A 17,775-nucleotide genomic window follows, 5' to 3' on the forward strand; every position below is an offset into this window, starting at 1 on the left:
AGTTCCTCTATAAAGTGCTTAACGTGGACTTACGGGATGTCGGGGTTCCGACACTTTCGCCCTTACGCAGCGCGTGGGGCAGGGGAGCGGGAGTGCGCTTTTCTCCCCGAATCATGGCTAACAGGTTGTGAACCGCGCTGCGCCCGATCTCGGCGCGAGGCTGTTCAATGGTGCATAGCGACGGGTAGAGGTGCTTGCCCAGGGCAATACCATCAAAGCCCATGACGGAAAGGTCATCAGGCACGCTAAATCCGGCGCGCTGAAGTTCACCCATCAGGCTGATGGCGAGCAGGTCATTGGTACAAATCACCGCGCTGAGAGCGTCTGGCCCATGCAACTCAGGCGTCAGGCTGGCTAGGTCAGCTTGGGTATGACGGGCCATTTCAACCAGTGGGTGTGGAGTCAGACCCGCCTCGCCCATCGCGTGGCAGTAACCGTCAAAACGCTGCTGGGCACGGTCTGATTGCAGCAGTGGGCCAGCGACCATGCCAATTCGCTTATGGCCCAGGGCGATCAAGTGGCGGGTGGCATCAACGCTGGCGGCACGGTTATCGACACCGACCGAGGGGAAACCGCTGCTGCCAGGCGGGTTGTAGACCAACAAGCAGGGGGTGGTTTCCAAGCGCAGCTTGTCCAACACAGCGCTGTTATTCGCCTCGGCTACGGTAAGCACCAAGCCGTCGACGCGCTGGCGCAGCATCTCCTCGACAATGTCAGCCTCGCGGCTGGGCGAGTATTCGCTGGTGGTAACGATCAGGGAGTAACCCGCTGCGCGGGCAGCCACTTCCATGGCTTGTAGCTGCTCGGCAAATACAGGGTTGTCGAGGCTGGGCACCATCACGCCAATCATCTGCGTGGCCTGCGAGCGTAGCTGCTGAGCGACTTTATTGGGCCTGAACGCCAGTTGCCGGGCTGCGGTAAAAACGCGTTCTCGGGTGGCTGGGCGTACCAAATCGGGGCTTGAAAAAGCCCGCGCTGCGGTTGCCCGAGAGACGCCAGCGAGTTTGGCCACACTGAGTAAATCTGCCATGCGAATACCTATTTTCAATGCAATGAGATCGATCTCATTTATTAGGTATCAGCCTAGAGTGGGGATGTGACGGCTAAGTGGCGGGAATATGTATTTTTAAAGTGATTATGATGACAAGGCGGTTAACCATCATGAAAACGAGTGCTATGAAAAGGGGCCTGTTTTACTTGTCCACATTGCGCTGATTTCTAGTGGCCGCTAAAGTCTCGCTTTTGTTCACCTGGACGAGACCTCCTTATGGCCACACTGATGATTCAGGGCACCACCTCGGATGCGGGTAAAAGTACCGTGGTGGCCGCGCTCTGCCGTGCGTTGGCAAGGCGTGGCATATCAGTGGCGCCATTTAAACCCCAGAATATGGCCTTGAATAGTGCCGTGACCGAGGATGGCGGTGAAATTGGCCGCTCTACGGCCTTGCAGGCGCAGGCCTGCTATTTAGCCCCCCACAGCGATATGAATCCGGTACTGCTAAAGCCGGAAACGGATCGCGGCGCCCAGGTGATTTTGCGCGGTAAGGTGCATGGACATATGGATGCGCTGGATTACCACGCCTATAAACGCACCGCGAAAGAGAGCGTGATGGCGGCTTGGCAAGCGTTGGAAAGCCGTTTTGAGGTGATTATTGCCGAAGGCGCGGGCAGCCCCGCTGAAATCAATCTACGCAAAGGCGATATTGCCAATATGGGCTTTGCCGAAGCGACGGACTGCCCGGTATTACTCGTCGGTGATATTGATCGCGGTGGGGTATTCGCTCAGCTCGTGGGGACGCTGGCGCTATTGAGCGAGAGTGAGCAGGCGCGCACCAAGGGCTTTATTATCAACCGCTTTCGGGGCGATATGGCGCTGCTCAAGCCTGGGCTTGAGTGGCTGGAGGAACGCACTGGAAAACCGGTGCTGGGCACGCTGCCTTATCTCCAAGGGCTGGTGCTTGATGCCGAAGACAGCATTGGCCTCACGCAGGCGGAAAAGGCTGGTCAGACGCTCAACGTGATTGTGCCAGCGTTGCCGCGTATCAGTAATCACACCGATTTTGACCCGCTGCGTCTGCACCCGCAGGTATCGCTGACCTTTGTGGGGCCTGACCAACCGATACCCGCTGCCGATGTGATCATTCTGCCGGGTAGTAAAAGTACCGCCAGTGACCTGGAGTGGTTAAAGCGACAGGGCTGGGATAACGCCATTCAGCGCCACCTCCGTTATGGCGGCAAGGTGTTGGGTATTTGCGGTGGATTTCAAATGTTGGGCGAGTGGGTGGATGATCCTGAAGGTTTGGAGGGTAAACCTGGCAAAGTAGCCGGATTGGGTTTATTGAATCTCACCACGCGCATGGTCGCTGGCAAGCATTTGCGCAACGTTCGCGGCGTGACAATAGCCGAAGGGGCAGCCGTTACCGGGTATGAAATTCATAACGGCGTAAGCGAAGGGCAGGCCCTTGAATCCCCGCTGTTTGAAGTCGACGGGCGCAATGAAGGTGCCGTTAGCGACGACGGGCAAATAATGGGGACTTATCTGCATGGTTTATTTGATCATACGCAAGCGTGCCGAGCCCTGCTTAGCCGTCTCGGGCTTCAGAATGCAGTGCATCTCGATTATCAAGCTCACCGGGAGCGTGAGCTTGATCGTCTAGCCGATATGCTGGAAGCGAATGTTGATATTGAAGCGGTTATTGCTCTGATTGAAGCTGCCGTGATGAAAGCCGTTAAATAGATTCTTTGACCCAGTGCTCAAGCAATAAATCAATAAATAACTGTGCGGTACTGGAGAGGCTGTGTGTATTGCTGCGCACAAGACCAATGGAACGCTGAATGCGTGGCTCAGGCAGATCTCTAGAGCACAGTGTGTCGTGATCTGGCCCAGGCATGGTCATACGCGGCAAAATAGCCACCCCTAAGCCTGACTCCACTAAACCCAAAGAGGTCGACAAGTGCTGAACCTCGTAAAAACTGTTTAAGTGAATACCCTCAGCAGAAAGCGCATTATCTAACAAAGTGCGATTTCCACTATCGCGGCTCACGGTGATGAGTCGTACATCTTCTAGATCGCTCCACTCAATCTGCTTTTTGCTGGCGAGCGGATGATCCGAGCGTAGTGCCAATACAAAGGGGTCTCGCAGCAGCGGGGTAAAGCGCACCTCAGAACTTTGCGCGCTGATCATGTTGATACCGAAGTCTGCCTCGCCATTAATAACTTTTTCCAGCCCCTCGTTAGCACTGACATCCAGAATTCGGATACGAATACCCGGCCAAGCCTCGCTAAACACGCGAATGACACTAGGCAAAAAGTAGAATGCCGCTGTTGGCAAGCAGGCAATCGTCACGGTGCCTTTTTGATGCGTGACTAACTCCCGAATTCCCAAAATCGAGGACTCATACTCCTCTAACATGCGTCTAGCACGGGGCAGAAAATCGGCCCCAATAGGCGTCAATCGGGTGCGCCTTGTAGTTCTCTCAAGTAGTTCAACTTCAAGGAGTTCTTCCAGCTTTTGGATACGGCGAGTGAGGGCCGGTTGCGACAAATGCAAGCGCTGAGCCGCCTCATGAAAGGTGCCTAACTCAGCAACTAAAATGAACGCATGAAGGTCAAGAAATTCGAGTCTATGCAGCATGGGATTGTTGCGCAAAAAAAGTGGATTAATAACCAAAACACATTAATGCAAAAAATGGATTTATAGCAATCTATATTTGCATTTGAGACATTAAAGATTGGCTGACATTCTCCGTGCATACAGTCATCGCGAACTATGGCGGAACGATATGAACAGCATTCCTTGTGTCATTATGCGAGGCGGCACCTCTCGAGGCCCCTTTATTCGAATGAAAGATCTGCCCAGTGACCAAGCGCAGCAGGCCGACATCCTGCTTAGCTTGATGGGCTCAGGGCATGCACTACAGATCGATGGTATCGGGGGCGGCGACCCGCTCACCAGTAAAGTGGCTATTGTAGAGCGCTCATCGCACCCTGACGCCGATGTTGACTATCTGTTTGCTCAAGTGGATGTAGTGAATAAGCGTGTCGACTTTAACCCTAACTGCGGCAATATGCTCTCTGCCGTAGGGCCATATGCCATAGAGACGGGGCTGGTAGAACCGCGAGACGGTACTACCGTGGTGAAAGTCCATAACTTAAACACCCAGCGGCTTATCGAATGCCATGTTCCTACACCGGGGAAGCAGGTGCAGTACGAAGGTAGTGTCACCATTAGCGGCGTTCCGGGAAGTGCTGCGGGTATCCAGCTTAGCTTTTTAGACATCATGGGCAGTAAAACGGGCCAGCTGTTACCCACGGGAAACGCATGTGATGAGATAGCAGGATTTGAGGTGAGCTGTATTGATGCGGCTACCCCGATTATGCTGCTGCACGCTGAGTCGGTCGGATTAACCGGCTATGAATCGCCTGCTGAGCTGGATAATAACGCGGCCTTGTTAACCCGCTTAGAAACCCTGCGACGTGAAGCGGGGCTGCGGATGGGAATGGGCGATGTTAGTGAGAGCGTTCTGCCCAAGGTCGTGCTGATTTCAGCGGCTGAAGCGGCATCGCACACGCTGAATGTTCGCTATTTTGTGCCTCATCGCTGCCATAAAGCGATCGCCGTAACAGGGGCGATGGCGGTGGCGGCGGCGATTAACGTGCCCGGCTCGGTGGCCAATCAAATGGCCATGAGCACTCAGAAGCTTTCTGCTGGGCAGCTGCTATCACAGATTGTGTTAGAGCATCCTTCTGGTTCTATTGAGCTAACGGCCGAGTATCGCCAACAAAATGCGTTTGACCTGGCGCGCGTATCACTTATCCGAACGGCTCGCAAAATTATGAGCGGACAAATTTTCTACGCGAGCCCTTCAAAGGAAGTGGGGCATCACGCCATCGAAACCGTTGATTGAATCACGCTACGACTATTACAACTGACAATAATCAATAACAGGAGTATCGCCATGACTACCTCGAAGCACACACCGCTTAACACATTCAAGAAAGCGCTACTTGTCGTTGCTTGTTCCACGCTGGGCGCTATCAGCGTGAATTCCCAAGCTAACGATGTGAACGTGCCCGACACTATCCACTGGACTATTCCATTTGGTGTAGGCGGTGGAACCGATGTGTGGGCACGCTTCTTCTCTACCTGGATGAGTGACCATATTCAAAGTAACCCAACGCTAGTGATCGATAACGTGCCCGGCGGTGGCTCCATTAATGGCAGTAACCTGTTCGCTATGCGGGCTGCCTCGGATGGCAGCCAATGGATAGGCACCTCTGCTTCCACCCAGTACCCCGCCATGCTGCAAGACCGGCGTGTACGTTATAGCTACGACGATTGGACACCGATTTTAGCGACCCCCACCGGCGGCGTGGTGTATGCCCAGCCTAGCCTAGGCGATAGCGCAGAGGAGGCGCTGAACGCGGTGACCAACCAGCGCGTTAAATTTGCCGTGCAAAGCCATACAGGTCTGGAACTGCCGGTGTTGATTGCGCTTGATTTGTTGGGTGCTGATGTGCAGGCCGTTTCAGGCATGCGAAGCCGTGGAGAAGGGCGGTTAGCCTTTGAGCGCGGCGAGGCCGATATCGATTTCCAAACCACCTCTGCCTATTTCAGCAGCGTGGAACCCCTGGTAGAGAGCGGCCGAGCGGTGCCGCTGTTTTCTCTTGGTGTGCTCAATGACAGCGGCGAAGTCGTTCGTGATCCCGCCTTCCCTGACTTGCCAACGTTCAGTGAAGTTTACGAAACCCTGCATGGCGAAGCGCCCAGCGGCCCCGCCGCCGAGGCGTATCGCAAATTCTTTGCCTCAGGGTTCACGTTGCAAAAATTGATCTTATTGCCTAGCGATGCCCCAGAAGCGCTGATTCAGGAGTATCGCGATGCGGCGCGTCGTTTTGTGGATAAGGAAGACTTCAAAACCGCGGCCATGGCGCAGCTTGGCCCCTACACGCCAGTGGTGGGAGAAGTCGTTGAACAGCATCTGCAGGATGCCATGTCGCTTGATGATGACACGCGTCAGTGGCTGGTCGAGTGGCTGCTAGAACAGCACGGTGCCCGTATTTAACACGCCAGTGAACACTAAAAAAGCACTGTTGAAACAGTGCTTTTGGGCTCCCTTACATTAAACAACATAAGAGCCATGATAATGTTAGATGTCTTATTCTCCAGTTTGGGGCAGTTGTTTACTGTTCCCCATATGCTGTACATGGTTATCGGTGTCCTTATTGGGCTGATTGTGGGCATCATTCCTGGGCTTGGCGGTATCGCCGGTATGTCGCTTCTGTTGCCTTTCCTCTATGGCATGGAGCCTTCTGTCGCCCTGGGTATGCTGATGGGGTTAGTGGCGGTGATCCCCACTGGCGATACGTTTGCCTCTGTACTGCTTGGGATCCCTGGCTCTAGTGCTTCCCAGGCCACTGTGGTGGATGGCTTTGCGCTGGCTAAGAAAGGGCAGGCTGCGCGAGCGCTTTCTAGTGCATTTCTGTCGTCAATGATTGGCGGCCTGATCGGTGCGGTGGTGCTCACGGCCTTTATTCTCATCGCCCGGCCAGTTGTTCTGTCATTTTCTTCGTCAGAGCTGTTTATGTTAACGCTGCTAGGGCTGTCCATGGTGGCGGTGCTTTCTGGAAAGGATGTTTTTAAAGGAATTGCTGCTTGCGGTGTTGGGCTCCTAGTAGGCACCATCGGCATGGCTCCGGCCACTGGAGAGTTCCGGCTGCCGTTTGACATTGACTACCTCTATGACGGGTTGCCGTTAGTAGTGGTCGGTTTAGGTATTTTCGCACTGCCTGAAATTATTGATTTATTGGTAAAGCGGGGTGCGATTGCAGAGCAGCCCTGCCAACTAGGTAAAGGTTGGAAAGAGGGTGTAAAGGATGTTGCCAAGCGGCCTGGGTTAGTGGCCCGCTGCGCGGGGATTGGCAGCTTAATGGGCACGATTCCTGGCTTGGCGGGCTCGGTGGTGGATTGGCTCACCTACGGCCACGCGGTGCAGAGCGCCAAAGATAAATCGCAGTTTGGTAAAGGCGATATTCGCGGCGTTATTGCGCCAGAGTCTGCTAACAACGCCTGTGCCTGTGGGGCGATGGTGCCCACTTTACTGTTTGGTATTCCCGGTTCGGGCACGGCGGCGGTGTTCTTAGGTGGTTTGCTTCTGCTTGGCCTTCAGCCCGGTGTCAGTATGTTAGAGACGAACCTCGATCTGACGTACACCATTATTTGGTCATTAGCGCTGGCTAATATTTTAGGCGCTGCTCTTTGTTTGGGATTAGCTAGGCCCGTGGCCAGCTTAACTCGGGTGCCATTCGTCATTTTAGCGCCGCTGATCACCATCTTGATCCTCTTCGCCGCCTATCAAGCTACACGTTCGCTGGGTGATCTATTTGCACTCGGCATTATTGGCGCGATTGGCGTGCTGTTTAAGCAGGCAAACTGGTCTCGCCCCGCCTTTTTGATTGGCTTTGTGTTAGCGCCCGGTGCAGAAGCATACTTCTATCAAGCAGCTCAGTTTCAAGGTGCAGAAGCCTTTATGCGGCCTGGGGTACTGATCATTGGTGCACTGATTGCGGCATCACTGGTGCTTCCCCCTCTACGCAGCTACCTGCAAAAACGTCGACAAACTGAGGGGCTCGCTAATCATGCGCTTCAGGAAGAAGTGGCTCCGCTGTCGCTAGGTATGATCGATGTGGCATTGCTGGGCAGCCTGTTAGCTGTGGCTGGATATATGTGGTGGGCGTTTGCTGACCTTTCCATGCTAGGGGGCATCATGCCGAGGCTTGCGATTGTCATTATCGTGGCGGCGTGCGTACTGGAAATTATCAGAACGGTCATCAAGCCGATGAAGTGGCAAATTCAGACATTAAACCAGCAGTTGCTCTGGGTAGTCGGTTTCTTCGCCTTGATCGCAAGCGTTATGGTGCTCGGTTTCCTATTTGCCGCCGCGGTATTTTGCCTTGGATTTTTACTAGTGGTGGCGCGTATGAAGCCCGTGGTTGCCGTGGGTTTAGCGGCTGGAGTGACACTCTTCTTAATGGGGATGGCGAATCTGTTAACGCTTACCTATCCCACAGGAATGTTGGCTGGGTTATAAGATTGATTGCTTCTAAACAAACACAAAAAGCCATTAAATTGGCTTTTTGTGTTTAAAGAAATTAATGATTTGGACGCTTAGCCATCACAGTGATTTCAATACTGCTGCCGCCGCAGATATGGGGAGATTCGGTGCAGGTGCGGGCAGGGTAGTGGCCAGGCTCAAAGTACTCGGCGTAAACACTATCCATGTCTTGAATAGCGTTTAGATCAGTGAGGTGGATGTCCACTCGCACGATATCTGCGAGGCTGCCACCCTCCATTTCAAGCATGCGCGATAGCACGCGCATTATGAGGCGCGTCTCTTCTTTAACGTCACCCCGTGCGGCGTGGCCGTTAGAAAGGTCAGAAACGGTCAGCCCCGAAATAAACACATAATGGTCGTCCAATACCATGTGACTGCCGGGGAAGCTCGGTGTGGGCATGGTAGGGTCATTCATAAAAGTGGGCATGTTAGCTCCTTCTAAATCACGGTTCACGTTTACAGCTACTTAAGACAGGCTAATAGTTAAGACAGGTTACTAGCCGTAGTGTTCAGTATCAGCAAAAATGAATGGACGTGGTGCTGGGTATAATCCGCTGTCAAAACGGCGATGATTGCTCTAGGCTTGCGGCTTTTTAGTTGGTAAGGATGATGCAAATGAAGGTCGTACACGTTAACGCAGAGGCCCAGCGCAACGCCTGTCTGGCGCGATTATGCGCGGAGGTTTACGGACAACAGGCGGGCCTAACGCCGCTGGTCGTGTTTACCGGCACCTGTAGCGTGTTATTCCCTCAAGAAGCAGCGCGTCTGTTTGCTGCCGTTGACGGCCAGGGTAAACCTCAAGCACTGGCGCTGCTAGTGCTGGACGAAGAGGGCGAGGGCATGACGGTGACTCACGCCTGCGCGCTTGACCAAGCAAATGCCCAGCAGCGTTTGATCAGCGAGCTTACCTTGAAGGCGCCGCTGCGCGTTGACGTTGATACTGCCGAACAAGAGGCGTTCTATCAGCAAAGCGGTATCAAGCGTTGGTTTGGCGGAGCAGATGGAAAGCGCATCGGCTTAGGCGCACGCCACCCTGCCAAAAGCGTCAGTGAACTGGCGCCTACTTTGGGCTTAGACGAAGCGTTGATCCTGCGTCGTTTCAAACACGACCCGAAAGCATTTGAAGAGGCTAAACAGGCCTTTTTGCAAGGCTTAAACGATTTTCCGCAGACGCTTTAAACGGCTGCTTTTATCATGCCTACTTCTTCGCTAGCTCGCGCATGGCGGTTTCCAGTCCTTCCATGGTCATGGGGTACATGCGGTCTTCAATGATCTCGCGGATTAGCGTTGTCGAGTAGGTGTACTCCCATGCTCGTGGCGGCATGGGGTTTAGCCATGCCAAGCGCGGAAACGTTTCGCATAAACGCTTAAGCCAAAGGCCTCCGGGTTCGTCGTTAAAGTGCTCTACGCTGCCGCCGGGGTGGGTGACTTCGTAAGGGGACATCGCTGCGTCGCCAACAATCACTACTTGGTAATCCGCGCCGTAGGTATGCAAAACATCCATGGTCGGGATACGCTCACTGCCGCGGCGCATATTGTTACGCCAAACGCCTTCGTACAGGCAGTTGTGAAAGTAGTAGTGCTCCAGGTGCTTGAACTCGGAGCGGGCCGCCGAAAACAGTTCTTCACAGATGCGAATATGGTCATCCATTGAGCCGCCCACATCCAAAAATAGCAGCACCTTCACCGCGTTATGACGCTCTGGGCGCATCTGAACGTTGAGAAGCCCGGCGTCCTTGGCGGTTTCGCGAATGGTGCTATCCACGTCGAACTCATCGAGTGCCCCCTGGCGGGCAAACTTGCGCAGGCGGCGCAGCGCCATTTTGATATTACGCGTGCCCAGCTCCAGCGAGTCGTCGTAGTCCCGAAAACGCCGCTCGTCCCACACCTTGGTGGCGCGACGGTGGCGCGAACCGTCCTGATCGATGCGAATACCTTCCGGGTTGTAGCCGTAGGCACCGAAGGGGCTGGTGCCGCCGGTACCAATCCATTTATTGCCGCCCGCGTGGCGCTCTTTCTGCTCTTCCAGGCGTTTTTTGAACGTCTCGATCAGTTCTTCAAGGCCGCCAAGGGATTCGATTTTGGCTTTCTCTTCCTCCGTTAGCTGCTTCTCGAACTCACGGCGTAGCCAGTCGTCAGGGATGAGCGCCTCAATGGCGGCGTCCATGTCCTCAAGGCCTTTAAACCAGGCGGCGAAGGCACGGTCAAAGCGGTCGAAGTGGCGCTCATCTTTGACCATCACCGTGCGGGCCACTTGATAGAAAGCTTCCATATCGGCGAACACCACGCCGCGCTCCACCACCGCATGAAGATCCAGCAGCTCCCGCAGCGAGACCGGCACGCCCGCGCGTTTTAATGTCTCAAACAGGCCGATAAACATGACTTAGCGGCCTGTGCCTTTCTGGCGGCGGATCATAAACGCCAGGCGTTCCAGCAGTTGGGTATCCTGCTCGTTTTTAACCAGTGCACCCGCCATCGGTGGCAATGCTTTGGCCGGGTCGCGGTTGTAGAGGGCTTCTTGAGCAATATCGTCAGCCATCAGTAGCTTGAGCCAATCGACCAGTTCAGACGTTGATGGTTTTTTCTTAAGGCCCGGCGCTTTACGCAGCTCGAAAAATACCTCTAAGGCTTCGCTGACAAGCCGGGGAGCGATATCTGGAAAGTGCACATCGACAATCGCCTGCATGGTCTCCCGGTCGGGGAATTCGATGTAGTGGAAAAAGCAGCGGCGCAAAAATGCATCCGGCAGCTCTTTTTCGTTGTTCGAGGTGATGATGATAATCGGGCGCTGCTCGGCGCGGATGGTTTCACCGGTCTCGTAAACGTGAAACTCCATCCGATCCAGCTCCTGGAGCAGGTCGTTGGGAAATTCGATATCGGCTTTGTCGATCTCATCAATCAGCAGTACCACCCGCTCATTAGCGGTGAAAGCTTCCCACAGCTTGCCAGGCTTGATGTAGTTGGCGACGTTCTCCACGCCTTCCACACCCAGCTGCGAGTCACGCAGGCGGCTGACCGCATCGTACTCGTATAAACCCTGGGCCGCCTTGGTGCTGGATTTGATATGCCAAGTAATTAACTGAGTATCGAGAGATTCAGCCAACTCTTCGGCCAATAGGGTCTTGCCGGTGCCCGGCTCGCCTTTGATCAATAGCGGCCGCTCAAGCACCACGGCGGCGTTCACCGCCTGCTTAAGCGCGTCAGTTGCGATATAGGAAGAAGTGGAATCAAACGCCATGAGAGAGCCTCGGCTTGTCGAAAGCGGGGTTATAAAAGGATAAACGGATTCAAACAAGTGTACGTGAGGGGCGCCGCCAAGGCCAACAGCCTTCTCTATGGTCATCCCTGCCAATTTGGCGGCACGATGCCTTGGCGCTGCATTTGCCGGTAGACCGTGGGCCGCGAAACCCCCAACGCACGAGCCACGGCGCTTATGTTCCAGTAGTGCTCCTTAAGCATTTCCAGCAGTGTGTGATCGGTGTCGCTACCAGTGCCTGCAGGCAGGGAAGGCGCCTGCCGGGTAATGCGTTGGCTTAGGCACTGTTCGGGTAGATCATGAACGGTGATTTCGTCGCTTTCCGAGGTGGCCAGGGCAAAGGCCAACGCATTTTTTAGCTGCCGGATATTGCCGGGCCAGGCGTAGGCGAGCAGGGCGCTAATGGCATCAGCGCGCAGGCGAGGGGAATGACTACCGCCGCGTTCGTTGACCACGTCGTTAAACACCTGACGAATCACGTAGAGCTTATCGGCGCGTTCGCGCAGCGCGGGCAGGCGGAGTTGGGCTCCGTTAAGGCGGTAGTAGAGATCTTCGCGAAACTCGCCCTGCTCGATCATCGCATCGATATTGCGGTGGGTGGCGGTAATCACCCGTATATCGACTTTCACGGGCGTATTGGCACCCAGCGGCATGACTTCCCGCTCTGCCAGCACGCGCAGCAAGCGGGTTTGTAGGGCCAAGGGCATATCGCCGATTTCATCTAAGAACAGTGTACCGCCATGGGCCTGAGGGATGAGCCCCCGCATACCTTTGGAACGACCACCGGTAAAAGCACCTGGTTCGTAACCAAAAAGCTCGCTCTCAATCAGCGCTTCGGGGATGGCGGCGCAGTTCACCGCGATAAAGGGGCCCTTGGAGCGGTTACCGCTGTCATGCAGAGCTCGGGCGACAACCTCTTTGCCGGTGCCGGTTTCACCGCTGATCAGTACATTAACGCTGGCTTCGTTGCGCAGCCGTTCGGCCAGCTTCTGGACTTTGCGCATGGCGGGGTCGTCAGCGCCCAATCGTGCCAGTGCCCCCGGCAGGCTGGAGGGCAGCGATTGTGCTTGCTGAGCAGGCCGGGGGCGGCGCGGTTCCAGCAGGCTTATAAAGTAAATGGTGTTGTCGACTCTGGCACGAAAAGCGCGCAGTTGTTCGTCAGTGGCGCTGTTGATGCTAAGGACATCGGCGATCTCGCACTCGAATAGCTCCCCTAACATAGGGGTGTGATGGGGTGACCAGGGTGGCCAGCGGCGCTGGTGCTCGGCAATCAAGTCACGGCCGACGGCGTTGGCGGCAATCACCTGCCCGTTTTCTTCAATGGCGATTAAACCACGCCCGTTCACATGTACAAACTCACGTGAAGTGTCCAGGCGCACCATCAGGCAGTCGCGGTAGCGCTGCAGAAAGTAGGCATCCTCAATCATGCGGGCGTAGAGCGTTACCAGCGAGAGGCTGAAGTTTTGGCTCTCATGTTGAGTAGGTGATTGCAGTGCAGAGATATCCAGCACGGCCATCACATTGCCCTGGGGATCGGCGATGGGTGCGGCGGTGCAGGTGAGCGAAATATGCGAGGCGTCGAAGTGCTCCTGACGGTGGCAGATAATCGCTTGGCGATCATGCAGGCAGGTGCCCACCGCACAGGTGCCCGCAAAGCGTTCGTCCCAATCGGCACCCAGATAGAGGCCCGCTTTGCGTAGCTGCTGGTCTTGGTTGGGGTCGCCGCGAAACTCAACGGTTATACCGCGATGGTCGGTGAGTAGCAGCACATAGCCTAGCTGAGCGATTTGTTGATAGAGCTGGTCAACCCCAGCGCGTGCCACGTGCAAAAGTTCATCGACAGATTCCCGGTGCTCAATCAGGGTCTGCTGGGGGACGACGCGGGTAGGGCGAGGTCGGGTGGGGTCTAGCTGATATTCGTTTAGGCAGCGCAGCCAGGAGCGCCGGATGGTCGCTTGAGCCGGTAGCTGCGGTACGTCCAAGCCTTCGCCGAGCTGGAAAACATGCTCGATATGCTGGCGCTGCACAGATTGCAGCCGTGCAGGTAAAGGCGGCTGAGTGGGCATGGCGTTGTTCACCCTGGGGCTTGTTATTGTCCTTCCAGCCTATGCGCTCTGGCGTGGCTGTCAACGACGCGCCATTACGCCGTTAGTCGTGGGTTACACCTGTAACGGCTGAGTGTAAACGGTGTGACAGGTGTACGCTCTGTGCAACGCCCAATTGCTAACGGCTTTTTTGGATTTTATTTATATTTTTCAAAATGTTGTGATTTATTTGAAGTGATTGGCATAGCGGGTGCTTAGGGTTGTGTGTCTAACAAGCAGTTCAACAATAACAACCGCTCATGGAGTACCCGCTATGTCAGAGACACATACTCAAGCACAAACCCAGCAAACCGCCACGGCCACTGTTCAAGGCTGGTTGAGTAATTTTGATCAGGCGCTGCAAGCCCAGGACATTCAGGGTGTGCTCGCGCTGTTTAATGAAGAGTGCTACTGGCGCGACTTCCTTACCTTCACTTGGAATTTAAAGACCTGCGAGGGCAAGGATGCTATTCAAGCCATGCTTAATGCCACTTTGGAGAACGCGCGCCCTTCAAACTGGCAGCTAGAAGGCGAAGCGACCCAAAATGGCGATGTTATTGAGTCGTGGTTTACCTTTGAGACAGCGGTCGCCAGTGGCAAAGGCTATCTGCGTCTAAAAGACGGCAAATGCTGGACGCTGCTAACCACGATGCAGTCCCTACACGACTTCCCTGAACCGCGTAATCACCACCGCCCCAAAGGCGCTGAGCACGGTGCCAATAAGCTGCGTGAAACCTGGCTTGAAGCGCGAGAGCGTGAAGAGGCAGAGCTTGGTTACACGCAGCAGCCCTACTGCGTAGTGATTGGTGGCGGCCAGGGCGGTATTGGTTTGGGCGCGCGGCTAAAGCAGATGGGCGTGCCGACCATTATTATCGAGCGCAACGAGCGTGCGGGGGATTCCTGGCGCAAGCGTTATAAGTCGCTCTGTCTGCACGATCCGGTCTGGTACGACCACCTACCCTATATTCCTTTCCCCGAACACTGGCCGGTGTTTGCGCCCAAAGACAAGCTGGGTGATTGGCTGGAAATGTACACAAAGGTGATGGAGCTCAATTATTGGAGTTCCACTGAGTGTCAGAATGCACACTTCGACGAAGCCGCAGGCGAGTGGGTGGTGAACGTGAAGCGCAACGGCGAAGAGATCACCTTGCGACCCAAGCAGCTAGTCATGGCGACTGGAATGTCGGGGATGCCCAATGTACCGACATTTGCCGGTGCAGAAAGCTTTGCAGGGGAGCAGCAGCACTCCAGCCAGCACCCAGGGCCAGATGCCTATAAAGGCAAAAAATGCGTCATTGTGGGCTCCAATAATTCCGCCCACGATATTGCCGCCGCGCTATGGGAGCACGATGCCGATGTGACCATGCTGCAGCGTTCATCCACCCATATCGTTAAGTCGGATTCGTTGATGGAGGAAGTGCTCGGGCCGCTATATTCGGAAGAAGCCGTTGCCGGTGGGGTGACCACCGAAAAAGCTGACCTGATTTTTGCCTCGATACCTTACAAGGTGTTGCCAGACTTTCAACGCCCGGCCTTTGAGGCGATCAAGCAGCGCGACGCCGAGTTCTATCAAAAACTCGAAGACGCGGGCTTTCTGCTCGATTTTGGTGACGATGATTCTGGACTGTTTTTGAAGTATCTGCGCCGGGGCTCGGGTTACTACATCGATGTGGGCGCCTGCGATCTGGTCGCCAATGGCGATATCAAACTGCGCAGCGGCGTAGGCATTGAGCGGATCAATCCCCACTCCATCACACTCACCGATGGCAGCGAGCTAGAAGCAGACTTAATCGTTTATGCCACCGGCTATGGCTCCATGAACGGCTGGGCGGCGCGGCTTATCTCCCAAGAGGTGGCGGATAAAGTGGGCAAATGCTGGGGCTTAGGCTCCGACACCACCAAAGACCCCGGCCCATGGGAGGGCGAGCTGCGCAATATGTGGAAACCCACCCAGCAGGAGGCGCTGTGGTTCCACGGCGGTAACCTGCACCAGTCGCGGCACTACTCGCACTATTTGGCGCTGCAGTTGAAAGCACGGATGGAGGGGCTGGAAACACCTGTCTATGGTCTGCAGCCGGTTCACCACACGTCTTAACAGGAAGGGTAACCCATGAGTCAGTCCACCAGTCAGCAAACGATGCAGGCCGCGGTGTGGTACTCGGCAAAAGATCTTCGCGTCGAGCAAATGCCGGTGCCCATTATCAACGACCCCCATGAGGTGAAGGTAAAAGTCGCCGCCTGTGGCATCTGCGGTAGTGATCTGCACGAGTACGCCGCCGGGCCAATTTTTATTCCGGTCGGTAAGCCCCACCCGATCAGCGGCGAGCAGGCGCCGATCATTATGGGCCACGAATTTGCCGGGGAAGTGGTCGAGGTCGGCGATAAGGTAACGCGAGTAAAAGTGGGTGACCGCGTCGCCATTGAACCGATTCTCTCGCCCAATAAAGACGGCGCCTACCAAATGGAGTGCTATAACCTGACGCCCATGCTTGGCTTTCACGGCCTGTCGGGCGGTGGCGGCGGCTTCTCGGAGTTCACCGTGATGGGTGAACATATGGTGCATAAGCTGCCTGATGAGCTTAGCTACGAGCAAGGGGCTCTGGTAGAGCCCGCGGCGGTAGCGCTGCATGCGGTGCGCCAAAGCTGCCTGAAAGCCGGGGATAGTGCGGCGGTATTCGGCGCAGGGCCCATCGGCTTGATGACCATTGAAGCCCTTAAAGCGGCCGGGGCAGCGCAAATTTATGCCATTGAGGTGGCGCCGTCACGAAAAGCTAAAGCCGAAGCGTTAGGCGCCATTGCGGTTGACCCGCAGCAGGAGGATGCGGTGGCAAAAATTCAATCATTGAGCGGTGGCGGCGTAGACGTGGCGTTTGAAGTGACCGGCATTCCCGTGGTGCTGAATCAGGCGCTGCATAGCACCCACGAAGGTGGTGAAGTGGTGGTGGTCAGTATTTGGGAAGGGGAGGCCAGCTTTCAGCCTAACGACCTGGTCATCAAAGAGCGCACCATGAAGGGCATTATCGCCTATCGCCATGTGTATCCAGCGGTAATGGCGCTAATGCAACGGGGCTATTTCCGCGCCGAAGACATGGTCACCCAGCGCATTCCATTGGCAGACATTGTGGAGGAGGGCTTTGAGGCGCTGTTAAACGATAAGGCCCAAGTGAAGATCATCGTGACACCCTAGTGACTTTGATGATTTCTAGGCGCTAGGAACCCACATGATGCTTTGTGATGCAAAAAGGCGGCAAATTGCGCGATGCTGGTGCAGTTTATTTGCTGCAGTGCGGGAGAGGTCAATAAAAATCAAACTGTATTTTATTAAATATTTGTTTTATATATATTTTTATAAAAGTGGCACGCGGATCGCAATATATATGGCAAAGGGTGAGTGAATAGAGAAACAACGGCTTAGATAGCTTGCTTCTCTCCCTTCTTCACCTACATCGCTACCACCTGGTAGCGGTAAACCGAGTGAGCTGGCGTGCTCCACCTGGGTCCCCTTCGGGGGACTTTTTTTATGCCCGAATTTCATGTACGCATTTTATAAAATAGAAAAACTATCAGGGCGCACTTTCTTATAACAATATTTCACAAGACATTTGGAAACAGTGTTCGTATACTACACTCTGTACAGGAAAGTAGGATAGCAAGTACCGCAATCCCAAGCGCATGGAACTGCGCACTGCATAGAGGATGACCCTGATGAGTAATATGAAACTGATTTCTGCCGCTGTTATCACCGCTAGCTTTGCTCTGGCAAGCCAGGCAGCATTGGCTTATAACGCTGGTGACGTATTTGTTCGTGGCGGCGTTGCCCAAACGGATACGGGTTCAGGTAATGGTAATCTGAATGGTGATTCACTGAACGTGCAGAGCGCTCGCGGCTTTACCTTCGGTGCTGGTTACCTGTTTACCGATAAGGTCGGCGTTGAGCTCAACAGCTCTGAGAAGTTCGAGCACGATCTGAATACATCTGCTTTAGGCGATGTGGGTAGCGTAGATCGTCTGCCTGTTAACCTATTAGTTAACTACTACCCAATGGGTGGTTTGGATTCCAAAGTTCAGCCTTACGTGGGTGCTGGCCTTAATTACACACGCTTCTCTGGCGAGCCTAGCGGTGTAAACGTTGATGAGAGCTATGGTGCCATCGGCCAAGTGGGTGTAGATCTAGCCGTGACTGACAATGTTATGCTCAACGGCTACGCAAGCTACGCTGACGTGAACGCTGATATCAACGTGGGTGGCAAGGTTGATATCGAGCCGGTCACTGTGGGCGGTGGTATCACTTACCGCTTCTAAATTTTGTTTGTCAGCTAG

14 protein-coding genes are annotated in these 17,775 nt (G+C 54.7%); 8 read left to right on the forward strand and 6 right to left on the reverse strand.

Annotation, left to right across the window (positions count from 1 at the left end; all coding sequences use genetic code 11):
- Positions 1 to 7: 7 nt before the first annotated feature.
- The gene (locus QT231_RS12765) at positions 8 to 1,030 is read right to left on the reverse strand and encodes a LacI family DNA-binding transcriptional regulator (protein ID WP_308337237.1); all 1,023 of its coding nucleotides are present in this window, start codon (positions 1,028 to 1,030) and stop codon (positions 8 to 10) included.
- Positions 1,031 to 1,267: 237 nt separating this feature from the next.
- Here QT231_RS12765 and QT231_RS12770 point away from each other — a divergent pair, with 237 nt between their 5' ends.
- Entirely contained in the window at positions 1,268 to 2,737 is a 1,470-nt protein-coding gene (locus tag QT231_RS12770; protein ID WP_308337238.1) for a cobyric acid synthase, read from the forward strand.
- On the opposite strand, the gene QT231_RS12775 is transcribed toward QT231_RS12770, so the two are convergent.
- Complete coding sequence (locus tag QT231_RS12775) at positions 2,730 to 3,635, reverse strand: LysR family transcriptional regulator (RefSeq protein ID WP_170938520.1); 906 nt, start codon at positions 3,633 to 3,635, stop codon at positions 2,730 to 2,732. The two genes, QT231_RS12770 and QT231_RS12775, sit on opposite strands and share 8 nt — an antisense overlap.
- A gap of 148 nt (positions 3,636 to 3,783) precedes the next feature.
- On the opposite strand from QT231_RS12775, the gene QT231_RS12780 reads away from it, so the two are divergent.
- The 3 genes from QT231_RS12780 (at position 3,784) to QT231_RS12790 (ending at position 8,091) form a co-directional block, all read left to right on the forward strand.
- Positions 3,784 to 4,908 (forward strand): 4-oxalomesaconate tautomerase, encoded by a 1,125-nt coding sequence (locus tag QT231_RS12780; RefSeq protein WP_308337239.1) that lies wholly within the window; start codon positions 3,784 to 3,786, stop codon positions 4,906 to 4,908.
- 51 nt (positions 4,909 to 4,959) lie between these two features.
- Positions 4,960 to 6,066 carry a tricarboxylate transporter gene (locus QT231_RS12785; RefSeq protein ID WP_308337240.1) on the forward strand — a complete coding sequence of 369 codons (1,107 nt, stop codon included), beginning with the start codon at positions 4,960 to 4,962 and terminating at the stop codon, positions 6,064 to 6,066.
- An 81-nt stretch (positions 6,067 to 6,147) separates the two neighbouring features.
- A complete protein-coding gene (locus QT231_RS12790; RefSeq protein WP_308337241.1) occupies positions 6,148 to 8,091 on the forward strand; it encodes a tripartite tricarboxylate transporter permease in 1,944 nt (647 codons plus the stop codon).
- Between the two features lie 61 nt (positions 8,092 to 8,152).
- On the opposite strand, the gene QT231_RS12795 is transcribed toward QT231_RS12790, so the two are convergent.
- On the reverse strand, positions 8,153 to 8,542 hold the full coding sequence (locus QT231_RS12795; protein WP_308337242.1) for a RidA family protein: 390 nt from the start codon (positions 8,540 to 8,542) through the stop codon (positions 8,153 to 8,155).
- 188 nt (positions 8,543 to 8,730) lie between these two features.
- On the opposite strand from QT231_RS12795, the gene QT231_RS12800 reads away from it, so the two are divergent.
- Complete coding sequence (locus tag QT231_RS12800) at positions 8,731 to 9,294, forward strand: hypothetical protein (protein ID WP_308337243.1); 564 nt, start codon at positions 8,731 to 8,733, stop codon at positions 9,292 to 9,294.
- Between the two features lie 19 nt (positions 9,295 to 9,313).
- On the opposite strand, the gene QT231_RS12805 is transcribed toward QT231_RS12800, so the two are convergent.
- The 3 genes from QT231_RS12805 to QT231_RS12815 form a co-directional block, all read right to left on the reverse strand.
- Positions 9,314 to 10,495: a VWA domain-containing protein gene (locus QT231_RS12805; RefSeq protein ID WP_308337244.1), complete on the reverse strand. Its 1,182-nt coding sequence runs from the start codon at positions 10,493 to 10,495 to the stop codon at positions 9,314 to 9,316.
- 3 nt (positions 10,496 to 10,498) lie between these two features.
- Entirely contained in the window at positions 10,499 to 11,353 is an 855-nt protein-coding gene (locus QT231_RS12810) for a MoxR family ATPase (RefSeq protein WP_308337245.1), read from the reverse strand.
- A gap of 101 nt (positions 11,354 to 11,454) precedes the next feature.
- Positions 11,455 to 13,437 carry a sigma-54-dependent Fis family transcriptional regulator gene (locus QT231_RS12815; protein ID WP_308337246.1) on the reverse strand — a complete coding sequence of 661 codons (1,983 nt, stop codon included), beginning with the start codon at positions 13,435 to 13,437 and terminating at the stop codon, positions 11,455 to 11,457.
- Between the two features lie 292 nt (positions 13,438 to 13,729).
- Between QT231_RS12815 and QT231_RS12820 the strand changes: the two genes are divergently transcribed.
- From QT231_RS12820 to QT231_RS12830, 3 genes are all read left to right on the forward strand, one after another.
- Positions 13,730 to 15,550, forward strand: coding sequence for an NAD(P)/FAD-dependent oxidoreductase (locus QT231_RS12820; protein ID WP_308337247.1), 1,821 nt, complete (start codon positions 13,730 to 13,732; stop codon positions 15,548 to 15,550).
- A 15-nt stretch (positions 15,551 to 15,565) separates the two neighbouring features.
- Positions 15,566 to 16,642: a 2,3-butanediol dehydrogenase gene (locus QT231_RS12825; protein ID WP_308337248.1), complete on the forward strand. Its 1,077-nt coding sequence runs from the start codon at positions 15,566 to 15,568 to the stop codon at positions 16,640 to 16,642.
- Positions 16,643 to 17,160: 518 nt separating this feature from the next.
- A complete protein-coding gene (locus QT231_RS12830) occupies positions 17,161 to 17,757 on the forward strand; it encodes an OmpW family outer membrane protein (protein WP_308337249.1) in 597 nt (198 codons plus the stop codon).
- Positions 17,758 to 17,775 lie beyond the last annotated feature (18 nt).

The organism is Halomonas sp. SpR1, assembly GCF_031010175.1.
In the GTDB taxonomy this organism is placed as follows: Bacteria; Pseudomonadota; Gammaproteobacteria; order Pseudomonadales; family Halomonadaceae; genus Vreelandella.